15 protein-coding genes and 1 tRNA gene are annotated in these 17,078 nt (G+C 53.3%); 5 read left to right on the plus strand and 11 right to left on the minus strand.

The genetic code is table 11. The features are described 5' to 3' along the window. Positions 1 to 71 precede the first annotated feature (71 nt). From CCY01nite_RS15680 to CCY01nite_RS15710, 7 genes are all read right to left on the minus strand, one after another. Positions 72 to 1,580 carry an NAD(P)H-hydrate dehydratase gene (locus tag CCY01nite_RS15680; protein WP_146863703.1) on the minus strand — a complete coding sequence of 503 codons (1,509 nt, stop codon included), beginning with the start codon at positions 1,578 to 1,580 and terminating at the stop codon, positions 72 to 74. Positions 1,581 to 1,717: 137 nt separating this feature from the next. Continuing rightward, entirely contained in the window at positions 1,718 to 2,245 is a 528-nt protein-coding gene (locus CCY01nite_RS15685; RefSeq protein WP_146863706.1) for a hypothetical protein, read from the minus strand. A 24-nt stretch (positions 2,246 to 2,269) separates the two neighbouring features. After that, entirely contained in the window at positions 2,270 to 2,737 is a 468-nt protein-coding gene (locus tag CCY01nite_RS15690; protein WP_146863709.1) for a hypothetical protein, read from the minus strand. Positions 2,738 to 2,771: 34 nt separating this feature from the next. After that, positions 2,772 to 3,959, minus strand: a complete 1,188-nt coding sequence (nhaA, locus tag CCY01nite_RS15695; protein WP_146863712.1) for a Na+/H+ antiporter NhaA — start codon at positions 3,957 to 3,959, stop codon at positions 2,772 to 2,774. A gap of 14 nt (positions 3,960 to 3,973) precedes the next feature. Continuing rightward, entirely contained in the window at positions 3,974 to 5,995 is a 2,022-nt protein-coding gene (locus tag CCY01nite_RS15700; RefSeq protein ID WP_146863715.1) for an OstA-like protein, read from the minus strand. Between the two features lie 3 nt (positions 5,996 to 5,998). Continuing rightward, positions 5,999 to 6,994: an MlaD family protein gene (locus tag CCY01nite_RS15705; RefSeq protein ID WP_186831085.1), complete on the minus strand. Its 996-nt coding sequence runs from the start codon at positions 6,992 to 6,994 to the stop codon at positions 5,999 to 6,001. Positions 6,995 to 7,092: 98 nt separating this feature from the next. Beyond that, a complete protein-coding gene (locus CCY01nite_RS15710) occupies positions 7,093 to 8,367 on the minus strand; it encodes an N-acetylmuramoyl-L-alanine amidase (RefSeq protein WP_146863721.1) in 1,275 nt (424 codons plus the stop codon). 266 nt (positions 8,368 to 8,633) lie between these two features. On the opposite strand from CCY01nite_RS15710, the gene CCY01nite_RS15715 reads away from it, so the two are divergent. Beyond that, a complete protein-coding gene (locus CCY01nite_RS15715; protein WP_146863724.1) occupies positions 8,634 to 11,438 on the plus strand; it encodes a putative LPS assembly protein LptD in 2,805 nt (934 codons plus the stop codon). Between the two features lie 99 nt (positions 11,439 to 11,537). Here the strand turns inward: CCY01nite_RS15715 and CCY01nite_RS15720 are convergent, their stop codons facing one another. Further along, entirely contained in the window at positions 11,538 to 12,143 is a 606-nt protein-coding gene (locus tag CCY01nite_RS15720; RefSeq protein ID WP_146863727.1) for a hypothetical protein, read from the minus strand. An 85-nt stretch (positions 12,144 to 12,228) separates the two neighbouring features. Then, positions 12,229 to 12,302: transfer RNA gene (locus CCY01nite_RS15725), tRNA-Arg, on the minus strand. Positions 12,303 to 12,392: 90 nt separating this feature from the next. Here CCY01nite_RS15725 and ung point away from each other — a divergent pair. After that, positions 12,393 to 13,064: a uracil-DNA glycosylase gene (gene ung / locus CCY01nite_RS15730; protein ID WP_146863730.1), complete on the plus strand. Its 672-nt coding sequence runs from the start codon at positions 12,393 to 12,395 to the stop codon at positions 13,062 to 13,064. A gap of 30 nt (positions 13,065 to 13,094) precedes the next feature. After that, complete coding sequence (locus tag CCY01nite_RS15735; protein WP_146863732.1) at positions 13,095 to 13,844, plus strand: lysophospholipid acyltransferase family protein; 750 nt, start codon at positions 13,095 to 13,097, stop codon at positions 13,842 to 13,844. Here CCY01nite_RS15735 and CCY01nite_RS15740 read toward each other — a convergent pair whose 3' ends face one another. Continuing rightward, on the minus strand, positions 13,845 to 14,222 hold the full coding sequence (locus CCY01nite_RS15740) for a VOC family protein (protein WP_146863735.1): 378 nt from the start codon (positions 14,220 to 14,222) through the stop codon (positions 13,845 to 13,847). 70 nt (positions 14,223 to 14,292) lie between these two features. Continuing rightward, positions 14,293 to 15,093, minus strand: a complete 801-nt coding sequence (locus CCY01nite_RS15745; RefSeq protein ID WP_146863738.1) for a helix-turn-helix domain-containing protein — start codon at positions 15,091 to 15,093, stop codon at positions 14,293 to 14,295. 111 nt (positions 15,094 to 15,204) lie between these two features. On the opposite strand from CCY01nite_RS15745, the gene CCY01nite_RS15750 reads away from it, so the two are divergent. Continuing rightward, the gene (locus tag CCY01nite_RS15750) at positions 15,205 to 15,807 is read left to right on the plus strand and encodes an RNA polymerase sigma factor (protein WP_186831086.1); all 603 of its coding nucleotides are present in this window, start codon (positions 15,205 to 15,207) and stop codon (positions 15,805 to 15,807) included. A gap of 61 nt (positions 15,808 to 15,868) precedes the next feature. After that, a complete protein-coding gene (locus CCY01nite_RS15755; RefSeq protein ID WP_146863744.1) occupies positions 15,869 to 16,951 on the plus strand; it encodes a FecR family protein in 1,083 nt (360 codons plus the stop codon). Positions 16,952 to 17,078: the final 127 nt, after the last annotated feature.

A 17,078-nucleotide genomic window follows, 5' to 3' on the forward strand; every position in this document is an offset into this window, starting at 1 on the left:
TTGACGAAGATAATGTATTGGATTTTATTTTACTAGTGGGCGGGACATATTATATTGAGGCATGATATTTATCAGGTATTCCTGACGTTCAGCCAGGCCTGGCCGAGATAATTGATGATGTCTTCCGCGATCAGGGATTCTTCGGAAATATCGTCCGCCGCAAGGTCGCCGGCCAATCCGTGCAGCCATGCGCCCAGCAGCAACGCCGCCTTGGGCGTGTATCCCTGGCACAGCAGGCCGGTCAGGATGCCCGTCAGCACATCTCCGCTGCCCGCGCTGGCCATGCCGGGATTGCCGGTGGGGTTGAAGTATACGGCGCCGTCCGGACAAGCCATGGCGCTGTAACGGCCTTTCAGGAGGATGTACAGTTGCAGTTCCCGGGCCTTTGACGACAGCAGCTCCAGGCGCTCAAACTGGTCTTCCGTGGCGCCGAAGAGCCTTTCAAATTCTTTCGGATGCGGGGTGAGGATGGAGCTGTGCGGTATTTTGTGCAGCAGGAAAGGGTAGGTGCTGATGATATTGAGCGCGTCCGCATCCAGCACCATTGGTTTTTCGTACTGGCTGAGCAGCTTTTCCAGGGCTTTGGCGGTGGCGGCTTCCGTGCCGATGCCCGGCCCGATGCCGATGGTGGCGTAGCTGTCTTTTACGGTTTCGTGGAAGTGGGTGTTGATATGCTGCGTGTCTTCCGTTTCGCACATGGCTTCCGGTACGGCCGTTTGCATGATCTCGTACCCGCACCGCGGTATATGCGCAGTGACCAGGCCGGCGCCCGCGCGCAGGCAGGCCCTGGCAGACAACACCGCGGCGCCCATCTTGCCGTAGCTGCCCGCTATTATCAGCGAATGGCCGTAAGTGCCTTTGTGCGCAAAGGGATCGCGGGGCTGGTAAATAGTCCGCACGATATGCTTATCCACCACATGAAACCGCGTTTGCACCTGCGTGATATAATCCGGGTGAAGACCGATCTCCAGTATCACCACCTGTCCCGCTCTATCCGCATTCTCCGGCAGCATGAACGCCAGCTTGTAGAACTGAAAGCTCAGTGTATAACGTGCATGGATACACGGTGCGTGCCCGGCAGGCTTGTCCGCCATGAGGCCGGAGGGCATATCGATGGAAACGATGGTATGCCGGCCGCGCTGATCGTTGATCTTGTGGATGATCCCGGCTGTCCATCCCTCCACCGGGCGGGACAATCCTGTTCCGAAGATCGCGTCCACCACCACGCCTTCCGCATCGATGGAAGGGAAGTCTGTAAGCGAATGAATATGCTGCAGTTCAGGGTAATGCGGCTGATTGGCGAGATTGTCTTCCGACGCTTTGTCCGAGTGATGCACCAGCCACGCCTGCACGGAAAAGCCGTGTTCTTTCAGCAGCCGCGCGATCACGAGGCCGTCGCCGCCGTTGTTGCCCATGCCGCAGAAGATGTAAAAGGGGGGCGGGTTTTCGCCGAAGGTATGTACCATCCATCCCGCGCATTCAGCGGCGGCGCGTTCCATCAGCAGTACGCTGCGGATGGGCTCATGCTCGATCGTATAGGCGTCCGCCGCCCTGATCTGTTGTGCGGAAAGGATTTTCATCAGGATAAATATAGATATTTCTGTTCACTTGCCGGTGAGCTGTTGAACAGCTGGCAGCAGTGATTCTTTATTCCACCCAAATGAAACAGGGCTGACCAGTTTGCTCTGATCAGCCCTTACAATCAAATGTCGTTGAATTATCTGAAAGTGTAACGCGCGGACACGCCAACGATCTGCTCACCGATGAAATCATGTCCACCGGAGAAGTTGAAGAAAGGCTTGATGTCGCCGCTCAGGTTCAGCGGGATGTTCTTGAAAGTGTATTCCACACCGAAGATCCCGTCAAGACCGGCTACCACGTCCGTTCCATCATTGTGACGGCGTCCGTTGTCCCAGTAATAATCTCTCCAGAAGCCAAGATGCGCGCCACCGCCGGCGTACATGTTCCACTCGGACCGGTTGGTGAAGCCCCAGTGATACTGGTAGAGGCCGGTAAACGTAACATTGGAGGCGGCATCATCGCCACCGCCGAAGTAATGGGAAACGATCCCTTCAATGGCATGCGGCCCCTGTATGAAATGTTTGGCAGTGAAACCTACCGTCCAGGGGTTCAGGCGGATACCGAGCGCTGTTTTGTAATCTGCGGGTGAACCGCCGCCACGTTGTGCATTTGCCTGGAAGGCCATCAAAGAAAGTACTCCGAAGAGCAACAGAATCCTTTTCATATTTGTGTCTTTATTTTAAAAATTTTATTTCTTCCGTCCGAAAATATACCTCGCCGATATCGCAAATTCCGGCAGGTCGGGAGAGGTGTTAAAGTGAATGGCGGGCTTCCAGTCCAGGCTCAGGTTGAGCGGGATATCGGAGAAATTGTAGTTGATGCCCGCGATCCCGTCCACACCCGCCAGGAACTCCTGGCTGCCGTCGATATCCCTTGTGCCGATGTGCATGCCACCGCCCGCATACCATCCAAACCCTTCCACGGTAAGGGTGGAAAGGTCAAAATGATATTGATACAAGGCCGTCAGCGAAGCTGTCTTGTTATACAACCCTACAATGGCCTCCGCCGCGGAATGCTCCGTAAAAAAATACCGGCCTGTTACGCCCAGGGGTAGTCCAAGTCTTATGCCAGCTTCTATCTGCCGTGGGGCTTCCTGCGCTTTTACGCCGGAGGCAAAGCTCAATATCATTAAAACGGTAATGATGCGGTATCTCATGCGATCTCGTATTTGCAATAACAATGCCAAAGGCTCATTCCGGGGCCTTGCCCAGCGTTCTCAGAAATATGAATCCCGCTACGCCGGCAATCACCGAAGCCAGTATGACGGACATCACCGAGATCACCTGTATCTCTATTTCACTAAACGCCAGGGTGGCAATAAAAATGCTCATCGTAAAACCGACGCCTGCGATCATGCCAATCCCCCATAGCTGCGTCCAGTTTGTTTGGGAAGGCAGGCTGGCGAGCTTCAGCTTTACGGCTATGAAACAGATGAGGAAAATGCCCAGGGGCTTGCCCAGTACCAGTCCCGCTATCACGCCAAAGCTCACGGAATGCGAGAATGCCTGCAGCAGGTCCGCCGGGAACGCGATGGCGGTGTTGGCCAGTGCGAATGCCGGCATGATCAGGAAGTTCACCGGGTCGTGCAGGTTGTGTTCCAGCGCATTGATCTTGCTCAATGGAATGGTAAACGCCAGCAGCACGCCGGCTATTGTGGCATGGATGCCGGAGTTGAAAATGCAGTACCAGAGAATGACGCCCGGGATAAAATAAAAAATGAGCCTTTGCACTTTCAGGTAGTTGAGCAGCAACAGCAATGCAAAAATACCGCCGCCGATGTAGAGGTACATCATGTGCAGCTCATCTGTATAAAATATCGCGATGGTGAGGATCGCGCCAAGATCGTCTATGATGGCCAGGGCGGTGAGGAAGATCTTCAGGCTGATGGGCACGCGCCTGCCGAGCAGGGAAAGAATGCCGAGGGAGAACGCGATATCGGTAGCCATGGGAATGCCCCAACCGTGCCCGTAAGGAGTGCCGCCGTTGAAAAGTGAGAATATCAAAGCGGGCGCTACCATACCGCCTACCGCGGCGAGCACAGGCAGCAGGGATTTGCGGATAGAAGCCAGCTCGCCGGTGGTCAGCTCGCGTTTGATCTCCATCCCCACCAGGAAAAAGAAGAGGACCATGAAGCCGTCGTTGATCCACAGCAGCCAGGAGTTCGGCAGATGAAGGCCGTTCCATTCATAATGATGGCCGGTAGACGGATCGAAAAATGCGGTAAAGAAGCTGATATAGGATGTTGCGAAGGAAGAGTTGGCAAGGATCAGGGACACTATCGTACAGGCTATCAGCACAATGCCCACCGCGCGGCTGTCTGCCAGAAATTGAAAGATGGGCGATATCAGTTTGTTCCTTACTTTTCCGATAATATTCATTTATACATACAGGTTTATTGACCGATCAGTTCGTACTTTGATTTGGGCTTCCGCTGGATCATCCACCTGAAGCCCGGCAGCAGTTTCTGTTCTTCCGGCATCTGGGTGAAGGGATACATGGTAGCTTCCGCTTCCTTGATGAACACCACTCTTTCCAGTTCGCCGTTCTCGAAATATATATGTGTGGAGGCGGACAGCAGCCGGTTGATGCTGATGTAGGCGCTGTCGTCGTCCTGCACATAATACACGTTTTCCGCGTTCCCGTTCACATGCATGGAATCCAGCTTGTCGTTACTGAAGAATCCCAGTACGGTGTTGCCTTTTACCTGGTTGTACATGTCGGGGCCCGCTTCGCTGATAATGAGGGCGTTCTGGTCCAGCAGCAGCCTGTCCGCTTTCTGATTTTTGGTGAACAGGAAGATGGTGTCGCCGAACATCTGGTTGTCGCTCGCCCAGAGTACGGGATCTTTATACATCCGGAATACGGAGTCGATGCTGGAATAGTATACGCTGTCCGCCACGCCTTGCAGGGAGTCGGAGTAGATCTTTACGTTGTGGTAGGCGATGATGTATCTTTTCTCCGTGGTGTCTTTGGGCGCCGCCGCCGGTTGGTCGGCGATGGTGATGGGGGCGGGGAAGCCCAGTAGTGCGGAGTCTGCCTGGATCACGGAGGAATCAGGTTTTATCACGCGCTGCAGTAGTGCGGTGGCGGCGGAATCTGCTTTGGCAAGATGCGCGGGCAGGGAATCCGGGCGGGTTCGCTGGGAGAGTAGGAGGCTGTCTGGTTTTGGGATGATGGAATCGATTTTGGTGACGATGGATGAGTCTGTTGTTTTGATGATTGAATCGGCTTTGGATGTGTCTATTATTTTGATGATCGAATCGGCTTTAGCTTTTGCAGCGCGGCCAGAATCCACTACCACTTTATCCAGCAGCAAGGCAAAGCTGGAATCTGCTTTTGATGCGGGTTGCAATTTAACCGTCTTAGAAGTATCCGCCGTGGCGGCGTTTGCGGTATCCGGCAGGGCAGGAGTGGCCGCTGTCGTATCCTTCCGCTCCAAACCAACAATACCTGAGAACAGGGTATCCGCCGCCAGGAACAGCGTGTCGCTCTTTCCTTCCAGGATCATCACCGGCTTTTGCGTGGCCAGCACCGTTTTCAGGTTCTGGTCTACAATGCCGTAATTGGCCAGCACGGCTATTTTCTGGGCAGTGTCGCGCCAGATCATATTGCCGGTAGCGATGGAAATCCCCGAGGCTTTGTCCGTCTGGATATCATTGGCGGTAAAAGTATTGGTGCTGTCTTCGATCACCGGGCGCTGCCCGAAGCTACCGTAGCCGCTTTCGGTATTGTAAAACCCTTCCGTTACGTACATGGTGGTCTTGCCATCGTTGATGGTCGTGGGCACCAGGATGGTGGCGATCTTGGTGGTCGTGTTGTACAGCAACGTGTCTGTGCTGAGGGTAAAATCCGGGTCTACCACCACTACATCCCTCTTGAAATATACATCTTTCGTATCTGCGTAATAGATACCTTCCTGGCTGGTGAGCACGGAGGATTCATTTACCAGCCGACCGCTTTTGGTATAGGTGCCGATCTTGGTGTTCATGTCGTACTGCAGTTCCGGGCTGGTGAGCACTACCTTGTTGTCCGTCAGCTTGGCGTTACCGGTAAGCGTTGCCAGGCGTTCGTTCCCGAGGTAGATGAGATAGTCTGAATAAGTATGGATGCTGTCGTCCTGGTTAATGTGCACGCGCCCCCATGCCTCGATCCTGTTCTTCAGCGCATCGATGTCCGCGCTGTCGCAGTACATATAGCTGGTGCCCTGCCTGAAGGCCACATTTCCCTTCACTCTCCGTTTGGAAACGGAATCGGTGGTGATGTTGGTCACAAAATCCGCATGCAGGAGGTTAATACGTTTGGTGGTATCGTTCTGCCGGAGGGTGCGTATATGGTCGTGACTGTTTGCAGCCAACAGCCCGGTTGCACCTGTTACAGCGAGCAGGATGAGGCCGTATCTTAGGTTCCTGATCATTTCTTATTGTAGTTGCGCTGTATCGGAAGGAATGGGCACTACTTTGTTTTTCCTGCCGAATACGCTCAGGTGCACATACCGCCATGGATTGTAGCGGAGATCTTCCAGCAGCTTGTTCAGGCTGCTGAGCGAGGTTTGCAGGTTGTTGTATGCTTTCCTGTCGTTCATCAGCATGCCAAGCGTACCGTCTGTGCTGTTCACCTTGGTAACAACGGCGTTCAGCTGGGTAACGGTGTGGCTCAGTTGTGCGAGCGCGGTGTCCAGCTGGCCATTGGCGAGGGTGTTGGACGCCTTGTCGAAGTTGCCGAGTATGTTGGATATTTTGTCGTTATTATCTTTCAGATTGGCAGACACAGCTTCGAAGTTGGAGAAGGTGCCGCCGATCTTGCCGTTTTCCGCCAGCATGCCGTTGATGGAGCGGGTGGCATTGTTGAGGTTGTGCATGGTACCGCTGAGCCCTGCCACGGCGGTGCGTATGTTGTGCTTGGTAGTGGTGTCGAACACGGAGTTCACGGTGAGCAGGAGGGTGTCTACTGCGCCGAGGGTCATTTCCAGCTTTTTCACGAGCGGGCTGAGCTGTTCTTTCAGCGCGTCGGTGATGGAGCCGTCTACCGCTGCATAGATGGTGTCTTTATTTTTCAGATAGCTGTTGGCGTTACCAAAGTCGATCTCCACTTTTTTGGTGCCGAGCAGGTCTGAGCTGATGCGGGCCACGGAGTTTTCCGGTATTTCTATCTCTTTGTTGATCTGAAGGGTGACCAGGATGCGGCCGGCGCGTTTGTCCATTATTTCCAGGCCGAGCACGCTGCCTACGGTGAGGCCGTTCACTACCACGGCGTTGGAGGGGGCGAGGCCGTTCACCTGCGTGTATACGGCATAGATAGTCCTTTTGTTGGAAAAGAGGCTTCTGCCTTTGAGGATGTTGAACCCAATCACCAGTAACACTATTCCGAGCGCAGTCAACACGCCTACTTTTGTTTCATTAGATATTTTAAGCATCGAGATAAATCTAAGGTTTCGTGTGCAAAAATAGATAAAAACAACCGTGCGGCAGTCGTAGGCAAACATATTTAACGCAAAACACGGGCCAATTGAACTTATTGTTCGATCCTTTCCCCGTTCTGATAGGCCACTACAAAGGCATCTTTAAAGCCGCTCTGCTTTGCTTTGTATACGGCGGAGAGGGCTTCTGCTTCGGTACGGAAATTTCCCCAGGTATATTTATTGAGTTTTTTGCCGCCCTGTTTTACTTCCTCGCGGTCGATGGTGCCGTCCAGCTTCGCGAAAAGCTCGTTGCCGCGGGCGTACACTTTCTCGGTGGTCATGAGCTGCACTTTATAGTATACGGCCTTTGCGTCCGCAACGGGCGCGTTGTCTGACTGCACACTAACGGAAGCGGGTATATTCTGGCGCGCAGGGGTCACCGGTGTTTCTGCCGGCGTGTTGGTCCTGGTGGCGCTGCTATGTACGGTATTGTATACTTTTTCCAGTTCATCCTTGTACCTTTTAACGGCGCGGTAGATGCACTGTGCCATTTCATTCTGGCCGCTGGCGGAGTTCAGGTATTCTTCTTCTTCCGGGTTGCTGATGAAGCCCAGTTCCACGAGCACGCTGGGCATGGCGGTGGCATGCAGTACGAGGATGCCTTTTTCGTTACGCTGACGGGCGCCGCGGCTGATCCTGCCTGCTTTGGTGAATTCATCTTCCACGAGGCCGGAGAGGCGCAGGCTCTGGTCGAAGAATACGTTGCGGAGGGTGTTGAGCATAATAATGGTCTCCGGGTCGTTCGTGTCCATCAGCTGCTGCGTTTCTTCCGAGTTGGCGTCCAGTACGATCACGGAGCTGTTGCGCAGCGATTCCGTTTTTGCGTTATTCTTGGTGGTGGCCCAGATATAGGTTTCCGTGCCTTTTGCGGGATTGGGTATCTTCTTGTAGATGGGCACCCGCCTGGTATATTTTTTCCCTTTGCTGTTGCGGCGCGTCACGTTCTTGTAGCCGGTCACCCGGGAGAGGGCGGCCGCGGCATTACAGTGGATGGAGATGAACAGGTCGCCCTGCGCTTCATTGGCAATGGCGGCTTTCTTGCGCACGTCGTCAAACCGGTCGGTTTTCCGCGTGTATACCACCTTTACATCCGGCATGGCGTCTTCTATGATCTTCCCCAGCTTGAGCGCCACGTCCAGCGCAATGTCCTTTTCATAAGAATACTTGCCTCTTGCGCCAACGTCATTTCCTCCGTGCCCGGCGTCGATCACGATCGTACGGATGGGCTTGTCCTGAACCGGTAAAACCGGTGTAGTTTTTGCATGAACGGACAGGGAACAGATCAATCCTATACCCAGCCCGGAAAATAAAACTCTTTTCCAGCGCATGTCAGCAGTTTATTTTTAATGGGTTGTATCAATTTTGTCAAAGGTCAGTATCAATTGTTCACAATAATTTTATACTTATATGATGCACGCCAATCCGCTATTCCATACCATTTCCCTTTACCGGGCCGTTAGCGTACTATGTAATAATTTGTATAAAATCATGTAGGTTTGTGCCCGCTTAACACATGGACCCTTTCTGCAAAAATAATTATAAAAACTTTTTAAGGCGGCTGTTCCTGCCTTTGATTCTTCTTTTATTAATGGCGTTGCCTTTACTAAAAGACGAATTTGCCCGCGCGGCCGTACTTCCGTCCGGTTACTTTAACAAAATTTTCACAGATACCCTGCCGCAGCCGCATCCCGTCAGGTTTCCATCCAAAGAAGAGATCGATTCGTCGTTTTTCAGGAATGATACCGTTCCTTTAAAAGCCACTGCTCCTTTAAAAAATGACACCACTCCGCGGTTAAAAAACGATACCGTTCCCCGCCCCGTCATTAAAAGAATGGCTGACAGCGTTCCGCCCCTGCCGGTGGTGGACAGCCTGTTTCTGCCGGACAGCTCGGTGATGGCGGACAGCGTCCTCATTGCCGAGGCAGACACCGTTCCGGTGAAATTATCGAAAGACAGCCTGTCCGCTCCCGTATATTACAAGGCGCAGGACTCCATCGTTATGCTCGTAAAGAAAAAGGAATTCCGCTTATATAACAAGGCCGATGTAAAATATGAGCAAACGCAGCTGACAGGCAACACGATGGTCTTCAACCAGTCCACCGGCATTCTGACCTCCCGGATGGGGGTAGATACGGCCGGCAAGCCTGTTGAAAAGCCGGTGCTGAACGACGGGACCACCAGCTCGGAAATGGACTCCGTGCAGTACAACTTCAACAGCGGCAAGGCCATGATCTTCCAGACCCGCGCGCAATACGGAGAAGGATATGTGAACAGCACCAAAGTGAAAAAGCAGCCGGATAACACCGTGTTCGGCTTCAGGAACGGGTATACCACCTGTAACCTCGATACGCCGCACTTCGCTTTCAGGGCCAGGAAGATCAAGGTGATCCCGAACAAGCTCATCGTTTCCGGCCCCGCGAACCTCGAGATCGAAGGCATTCCCACGCCGCTTTTCATCCCCTTCGCCATCTTTCCCATCAGCCACGGCCAGCGTACCGGGCTGCTGCCGCCAAGTTACGTGGTGAACCAGCAGAAAGGGATCGGCCTGGAAAACGGCGGTTATTATTTCGGGCTGGGGGAGTACCTGGACCTTACGGTGCGGGCGGATGTGTATTCTTACGGCAGTTGGGGTATGACGCTCAGCCCCACTTACCGGAAGCGCTACAAGTATAACGGCGGCTTCAATATCGCCTTTTCCAATTCCCGCTTCGGCGATCCGGAAGTGAAGAGCGAGTTCACCACTTCAAAAGACTTCCGCGTGACCTGGAGCCACAGCATGGACGGAAAGGCACGGCCGGGAACGAACTTCGGCGCCAGCGTGAACTTCGGTACCTCGTCCTACAACCAGTTCAATGTTACGAATGCGGCCACCCGTATGAATAATATGATGTATTCCTCCATCAACTATTCAAAATCCTGGGCCGGCAAACCTTATAACCTCACCCTGGCATTGGGTCACGACCAGAATACGAGCACCCGCCAGGTGAACATCAAGTTCCCGGACGGATCATTCACCGTGAACACCCTTTATCCCTTCCAGAAAAAAGAAATGGTAGGTACGCCCAAATGGTACGAGAAGATCGGCATCAGCTATAGCGGCCTCCTCCGGAACAATATCTCTTTTGCGGACTCCACCTTCGGCAAACCCGCGATGTTCGACAAGATGCAGTCCGGCATCCAGCACCAGGTGCCCATCAGCCTGTCCATTCCCGTGCTGCGCAACCTCACGCTGACGCCCAGCATTTCCTACACGGAAAAATGGTACCTCAAGCAACAGGTGGTAAGCTTTGACCAGGCAACGGAAACGTACGATACCACCTTCAACAGCGGATTTTACAGGAGCAGCGCCATGTCTACCTCCGCGTCGCTGGCCACCGCCATCTACGGGATGTATGCTTTCAAGAACAAGAATTCAAAAGTGCAGGCCATCCGCCACGTCATGCGCCCGAACATCGGCATGAGCTATACGCCCGACCTCGCCAGCAAGGATTACTACCTGCTGCAGATCAACAAGGAAGGGAAAATGCAGCGGTACTCCTATTATGATAACTCGCCGTTCGGTCCCTCCAACCCGGAAACATTCGCCGGTATCACCTTCGGCCTGGATAACAACCTGGAAATGAAGGTGAAGTCGGACAAGGATACATCCGGCGTGAAGAAGATCAAGCTGCTGGACGGCTTCGGCTTCAGCGGGTCTTACAACCTCGTGGCTGATTCGTTCCGGCTGTCGCCTATCTCGCTGAATGCCAGGACCAACCTGTTCGACAAGGTGAACGTTTCCGCCGGCGGTACGATCAATCCTTACCAGGTAGACAGCTTCGGGCTGCCGGTAGACCGGTACATGTGGCAGGGAGATAAATTCAGCGTGGGCCGCCTGACCAACGCCAATATTGCCATCAGCACCTCTTTCCAGAGCCAGGATAAGAAAAGCAAGGAGAAGGAGCAGCTGAAGGAAGATCTTGCAGACCAGGAAGAAACGCCGGACGCACAGCTGGAAGAGCAGCGCCGGCAGGCGGAGCTGATGCGCACCAACCCCGGTGAATACGTGGATTTTGATATTCCCTGGCGGCTGGACCTATCATACAGCCTGAACTATTCCCGCGCGCGAACGGTAGACCGGTTGCGGGATACCACGATATTTACGCAGTACCTCGGCTTCAGCGGCGACTTCAGCCTGACGCCGAAATGGAAGATCATTATGACCAGCGGTTTCGATTTCCGCCTTAAACAGATCTCCTATACCACGCTCACCATTTCCCGCGACCTGCACTGCTGGCAGATGAGCATCAACCTGGTGCCCTTCGGCAGTTACCGCCAGTTCAGCATCACCATCAATCCCAAGGCAGGCATCCTGCGCGACCTCCGGATCAACCGAACGCGGCAGTTCTTCGATTTGTAGCGGGGCAGGGAAAGCCCCGACAGGTAATCAGAGCATTCCACTGCAGCCTTCAGATGCTCCGGACGCCGCAATGCCCGTCGTGTTTGCCGCCTGCATCCTCTAAAAGTTAAACAGGCAACCCAGCTGGAACAGGTTCAGCCTCGCGCTGCTCAGCCCCCTGAAATAATACATCCTGATCTCGATATTTTTACTTTGCCGGCCTGTGCGGATACGGAAACCGCCGTTAGCCGCCGGCCCGAAAGTACTTCCGCCTGTATTGATCAGTTCCGCGTTGCCATACTCGTCGTAGATCGCGTCATCCGTAGAGGCGTTGTAGTTATATCCGAACCCTCCGCCGATATATCCACCGAAACGGCTTCTGTTCGCTTTTGATGATCCGGCCCCGAAGTTCACATTGAACATCACGGGAATATTCGTGTAGAAGTTCACCGTATAATCATCGTACAAGGTGCCGTATGAGCCATCATAATAATAGTCGTAGCTGAAAGAGCCGCCTACTGTGAGGGGAACGGCAACGGAAAGGGAGGTGCGGTCGTTTTCGAGGAAGTCGATACGCGGGGCGTAGATGAAGTAAACGCCTACACGCGCATCCGTCAGTTCTACTTTATCTACGGAATAACCGAGGCCGGCGCCGTGGCGGAAAGTCTGGGAGAAAGCGCCAGCGGTGAAGAGGCATGCGGTGGCAAGGAGTAATATTCTTTTCATGAGGTATGCGGGATTTTTTTGGGAGCAAATATAATGCGGGACATCAACAAAAAAGCAGACCTTACAGCCTGCTTTTACTATTTAGTGAACCGGATTGGATTCGAACCAATGACCTGCTGCTTAGAAGGCAGCTGCTCTATCCAGCTGAGCTACCGGTCCGGTAAAACATTAAATATTTTTTATTGGGAGTGCAAATTTATATAATTTTCCACCAATTTATCAAATATTCCGTTGTTTAAAGCTAACGTAATGGATGTAAAGATTGAAAGCAGTTGGAAAGAAGTATTGAAAGACGAATTTCAGAAATCCTATTTTGAGCAGATCGTCATGTTCCTCAAACATGAAAAAGCACTCAACAAGGTCATCTATCCCCCTGGAAACCTGATCTTCAATGCATTCGAAAAAACGCCCTTCAACGACGTAAAGGTAGTCATTCTCGGCCAGGACCCCTACCACGGGCCAGGGCAGGCGCATGGCCTCTGCTTCTCCGTCCAGAAAGGCGTGAAGCCACCGCCATCGCTCGTGAACATCTATAAAGAACTGAATAAGGACGTAGGCATCCCCATCCCGGAAACCGGCGACCTCACCAAATGGGCGGAACACGGGGTGCTGCTGCTCAACGCCATGCTCACCGTGCGCAACGGCGAACCGGCATCCCACAGCAAAATAGGATGGGAGAGCTTCACAGACGCGGTGATCCGCAAGATCTCCGACCTGAAAGAAGGCGTGGTGTTCATGCTCTGGGGCAAGTTCGCGCAGGACAAACAGGTGCTCATCGACGCTACCCGGCATTACATCCTCAAAGCGGCACACCCTTCGCCATTCAGCGCAGACAAAGGATTCTTCGGCTGCCGGCACTTTTCCAAGGCCAACGAGCTGCTGGTAAAAGATGGCAAGGCGCCGGTGGATTGGCAACTGTAACATTCAATATATCCTCCCTTTACATGAACTATGAATTGGCTTAGAAATATAGCAGGCCGCGTTTATGCAGTGTATGGGCTTTTGATCTTCGTCGTCACCCTGCTGGTGATGGTGATCCCTATCTGGATCACTTCCCTGTTACCAGACCCCCGCAAGACCCGTTATTTTCTCTTTCTCGCCCGCGGCTGGATGAAGGTGTTCATGCCGATCGTGTTTTGCCCCGTTTACCGCCGTGGTAAAGAACATTTCAAAAAAGGACAGGTCTACGTAGTCGTGTGCAACCACAATTCACTGATGGACGTACCGGTTACCACACCCGGTGTGCCCGGCGTGAACAAAACGCTCGCCAAACAGGAAATGAGCAGGATACCCCTCTTCGGCATGATGTACAGGATCGGCAGCGTAATGGTGAACCGGAAAGACGAAGCCAGCCGCAAGCAAAGCATCGAGCGGATGCGGGAAGCGCTGGACATGGGCATGCATATGATCCTCTTCCCCGAAGGCACCCGCAACCGCACCGGTTATCCGCTCAAAAGCTTCTACGACGGCGCTTTCCTGCTGGCGATCGACGCGCAGGTACCCATCATCCCATCACTTGTGTTCCACACCCGCAAAATACTCGTGCCCGGAAAGGTCTTCTTTGCCTTGCCGCATCATATCGACTTCCACTTCCTGCCGCCCGTAGAAACGAAAGGTTTGAAACGGGAAGATGTGCGCATGCTGAAAGAAAAGGTGTTTATGATGATGTGGGATTATTATGGGGAGCATAATCAGGACTGATCACACAGCCGTGATCCACCACGTATTCCCGAACGGATCACGGATGCCCGCCGCCCTGCCGTAGTCCTTGCTTTCAGGCGCCTGGCGCGAAGTAGCGCCGGCTTCCATCGCTTTTTTATAGGTTTCGTCCGTATCTTTTACATATACAAACACTGCCCCCGTTTCCGGCGCCCAGTCCTTGTTGCTCTCGCCGAACATCACCACCGCGCCGTCTATATCCGCTTCGCCATGCATGAGGCGGCCGGAGGCATCGCGGTGCGCCGCCTTTTCATGCGCGCCAAATACTGTTTTCAGGAAAGCGAAGAAACCATCGCCGTCCGGTACGAGGAAATAAGGTGTAACTGCCTGATACCCTTCGGGAATATTTGCTTTTGACATAACAGAAGTTTTTATTCACAAACAAAGTTAGAAGCGGAGAGCGTGGGCAAATTGGATAAAAACGACATTTTTATCCTTCCCTGTATTCGATCCCTTCCGGCCGCCCGGAGAAATACTGGCGTGGATGATAGCCGGAAAATTCTTTGAACTCATGAATGAAATGCGACTGGTCATAATACCCGCATTCGTACGCAATGTCCGTCATGCTCCGCGCGGCATTGCCATATTCCGCCAGCGCGCGCTGGAAGCGGATGATGCGGGTGTACATCTTGGGAGAAAATCCGCTGAACTCCTTGAACTTCCGTTCAAACTGCCGCGTGGAAAGGCATATCTGTGATGCCAGTGCCGTAACGTTCACCTGTCCTTTCGCCTGGATAATATGCCGTATGGCAATGTGGGCGGCCGTTTCATCCTGCCGGCGTTTATGCAGCTGTGCGATGAGAAAACGGCTGACGATCTGCACTCTCCGGTGATTGCTGGGAGCCGTCATCACCTGTTCCTGTAAAAATTCGCCGTCGTTGCCGAGAACGGCGGTAATAGCCGGCATCTGGTTGCTGAAGGCGGTGGATGACAGTCCGAAGAGTTGCGGTAACGCGGAAGGGTAGAGGTAGGCCCCGAATATCCCGAAGCTGCCATGCGTCAGGAACCTGCGGTGGCGGCTGCTTTGTGCGTGCACTACGGCGGGGTGGTAAGACTGGCCGCCCGCATCCAGCTCGAAGAAATTATTCTTGTAATGAAACACCATTTCCGCGCAGCCGTCCGCCATGGAGCGGTATACGTACGGCTCTCCGTCCGGCACATCGTGCTCGAAGACCCAGAACATCCGTACATGCCGGGCCAGCGACGGCGGTGGTGGAAAGGTAGCATACATATCCACTGCGAAGTTAAATAAATATCATACGGCCCATTTCCAAAAGTTTTATATATTGTCGCCACTACGTTGTCGCAATTTAGAGCTAAAACAGATCATCAAGAACCGCAAGTGAACCACCTTCAGCATTTTACAGATGAAAATGCGCTATGGACAGCCATCCGGGAAGGTCAAACCGGGGCGTTCAAAGTGCTGTATGAAGCATATGCTGATGTGCTGTACCGCTATGGCCTGCGCTATTTCCGGGAGGAAGAAACGGTGAAGGACTGTATGCACGATCTGTTTGTGGACCTCCACCGTTATCACCGGAACCTTTCCCCGTCCGTGAACATCCGTTTTTATCTGCTTGGCGCTTTCCGCCGCAAGCTGCATGAGGTACGGAAAAAATCAATGTCCCTGCACCTGGGCGCTTACGCAGACCCCGCTTTCATGATAGAATATGATACCGAGCATCACATCATGGCCGGCGAACAACAGAAGGAAACCCTGCGCCGGCTGTCTGCCGCCCTGCAACTGCTGCCGGCGCGGCAGAAGGAGGTTTTGTACCTGCGTTATAATACGGAACTAAGCTACGAAGAGGTGGCGGAGATCATGAAGATCAGCATTGCCACCTGCCGCACCCTGGCCTATCGCGCCTTCCAGCAATTGCGTGAGCAGCTCAAAAGCGTACCCGTATATTACCTGGTGATCTGCCTCTTCAATTGTCTTTTTTAAATTTTTTTTGATCCCGGCGTCTATATCCCGCCTATTTCTCACTCTATACAATAAATCAAGCATGAGCCAGCGAAACGAACAGCCTTCCGGTGAAAAGGACCCATTGGAGCCCGATGTACGGCAGATCGTCCAGGCGGCGGGGAATGAAGCCCTGGCGCCGGAGGAAAAAGCCGTGCTGTGGGAGCGGATCGAGTACAGCATATCGGAGGAAAAGCCGGTCTACCGCCGTCTTTGGTGGAAGGTAGCGGCGGCTGTGGTGGTGCTGGCCGCTGCCGGATGGTGGATGCTGCGGGAGAAACCCGCCGCCGAAAACGGCGTGCTCGCATTTGCAAGACAGCAGCAGCCTGTTGCGGATACCTCCACCGAAACAAGGCTCGTATTAGGCAACAACAGGCAGGTGACGCTGAGCGGCGCGAGCGCTTCGCTGACCTACGGCCAGAACGGCACCCGGGTGATGGTGAACGAAGAGCAGCAGTACGAGCAGGGCGCAGGTAGTGACATACAGTATAACACGCTGATCGTTCCCTATGGCCGCCGTGCGAAGATCATCATGGAAGACGGTACGGAAGTCTGGCTGAACGCCGGTTCCCGCATGGTATACCCGGTGGTGTTCAATGGAAAAAGCAGGGAAGTGTTCCTGGAAGGGGAGGCTTATTTTGATGTGGCGCAGCAGGCGGACCAGCCCTTTTTTGTATTTACGAACGAATTGAAGACCAGCGTGCTGGGCACCGCATTCAATATCAGCGCGTATGCGGACGATGCCGAGCAAACCGTTGTGCTGGTGCAGGGCAGCGTAAAAGTAAATGCCAACGCCGGTGATGCGGAACAGCTGCTGACGCCGGGTTACAAAGCCGGCTACTCCGTGGCGGGCCGCGGCATCAGCAAGGAACACGTGAATATACTGGCCTATACCGCCTGGAAAGACGGACGCCTGGTGTTCACCCGCGCGCCATTGCCGGACATCCTGAAAAAACTAAGCAGGTATTTTAATATTCTTATCACCACCGAAACCAATTCAAAATCGACGTTTTCCGGTGATCTGGACCTGGCGGACGATATCAGCACTGTGCTGGACGCCGTCAGCGTAAGCACCGGTCTGAAGTATGAACGCACAACAGACGGCATCATACTGAAAAAGAAGTAACAGCATACGCAACCAATGATCGCTTTATAAAAAAAATCCGGAAGATGGTGCAAACATCTTCCGGTTACTGGTCCCGATGGGCATCGGGACAGGCTTAACTATTGTCTTAATTAAACATCGTAAATGT

Origin of the sequence: Chitinophaga cymbidii, from assembly GCF_007992715.1 — a bacterium.
In the GTDB taxonomy this organism is placed as follows: Bacteria; Bacteroidota; Bacteroidia; order Chitinophagales; family Chitinophagaceae; genus Chitinophaga; species Chitinophaga cymbidii.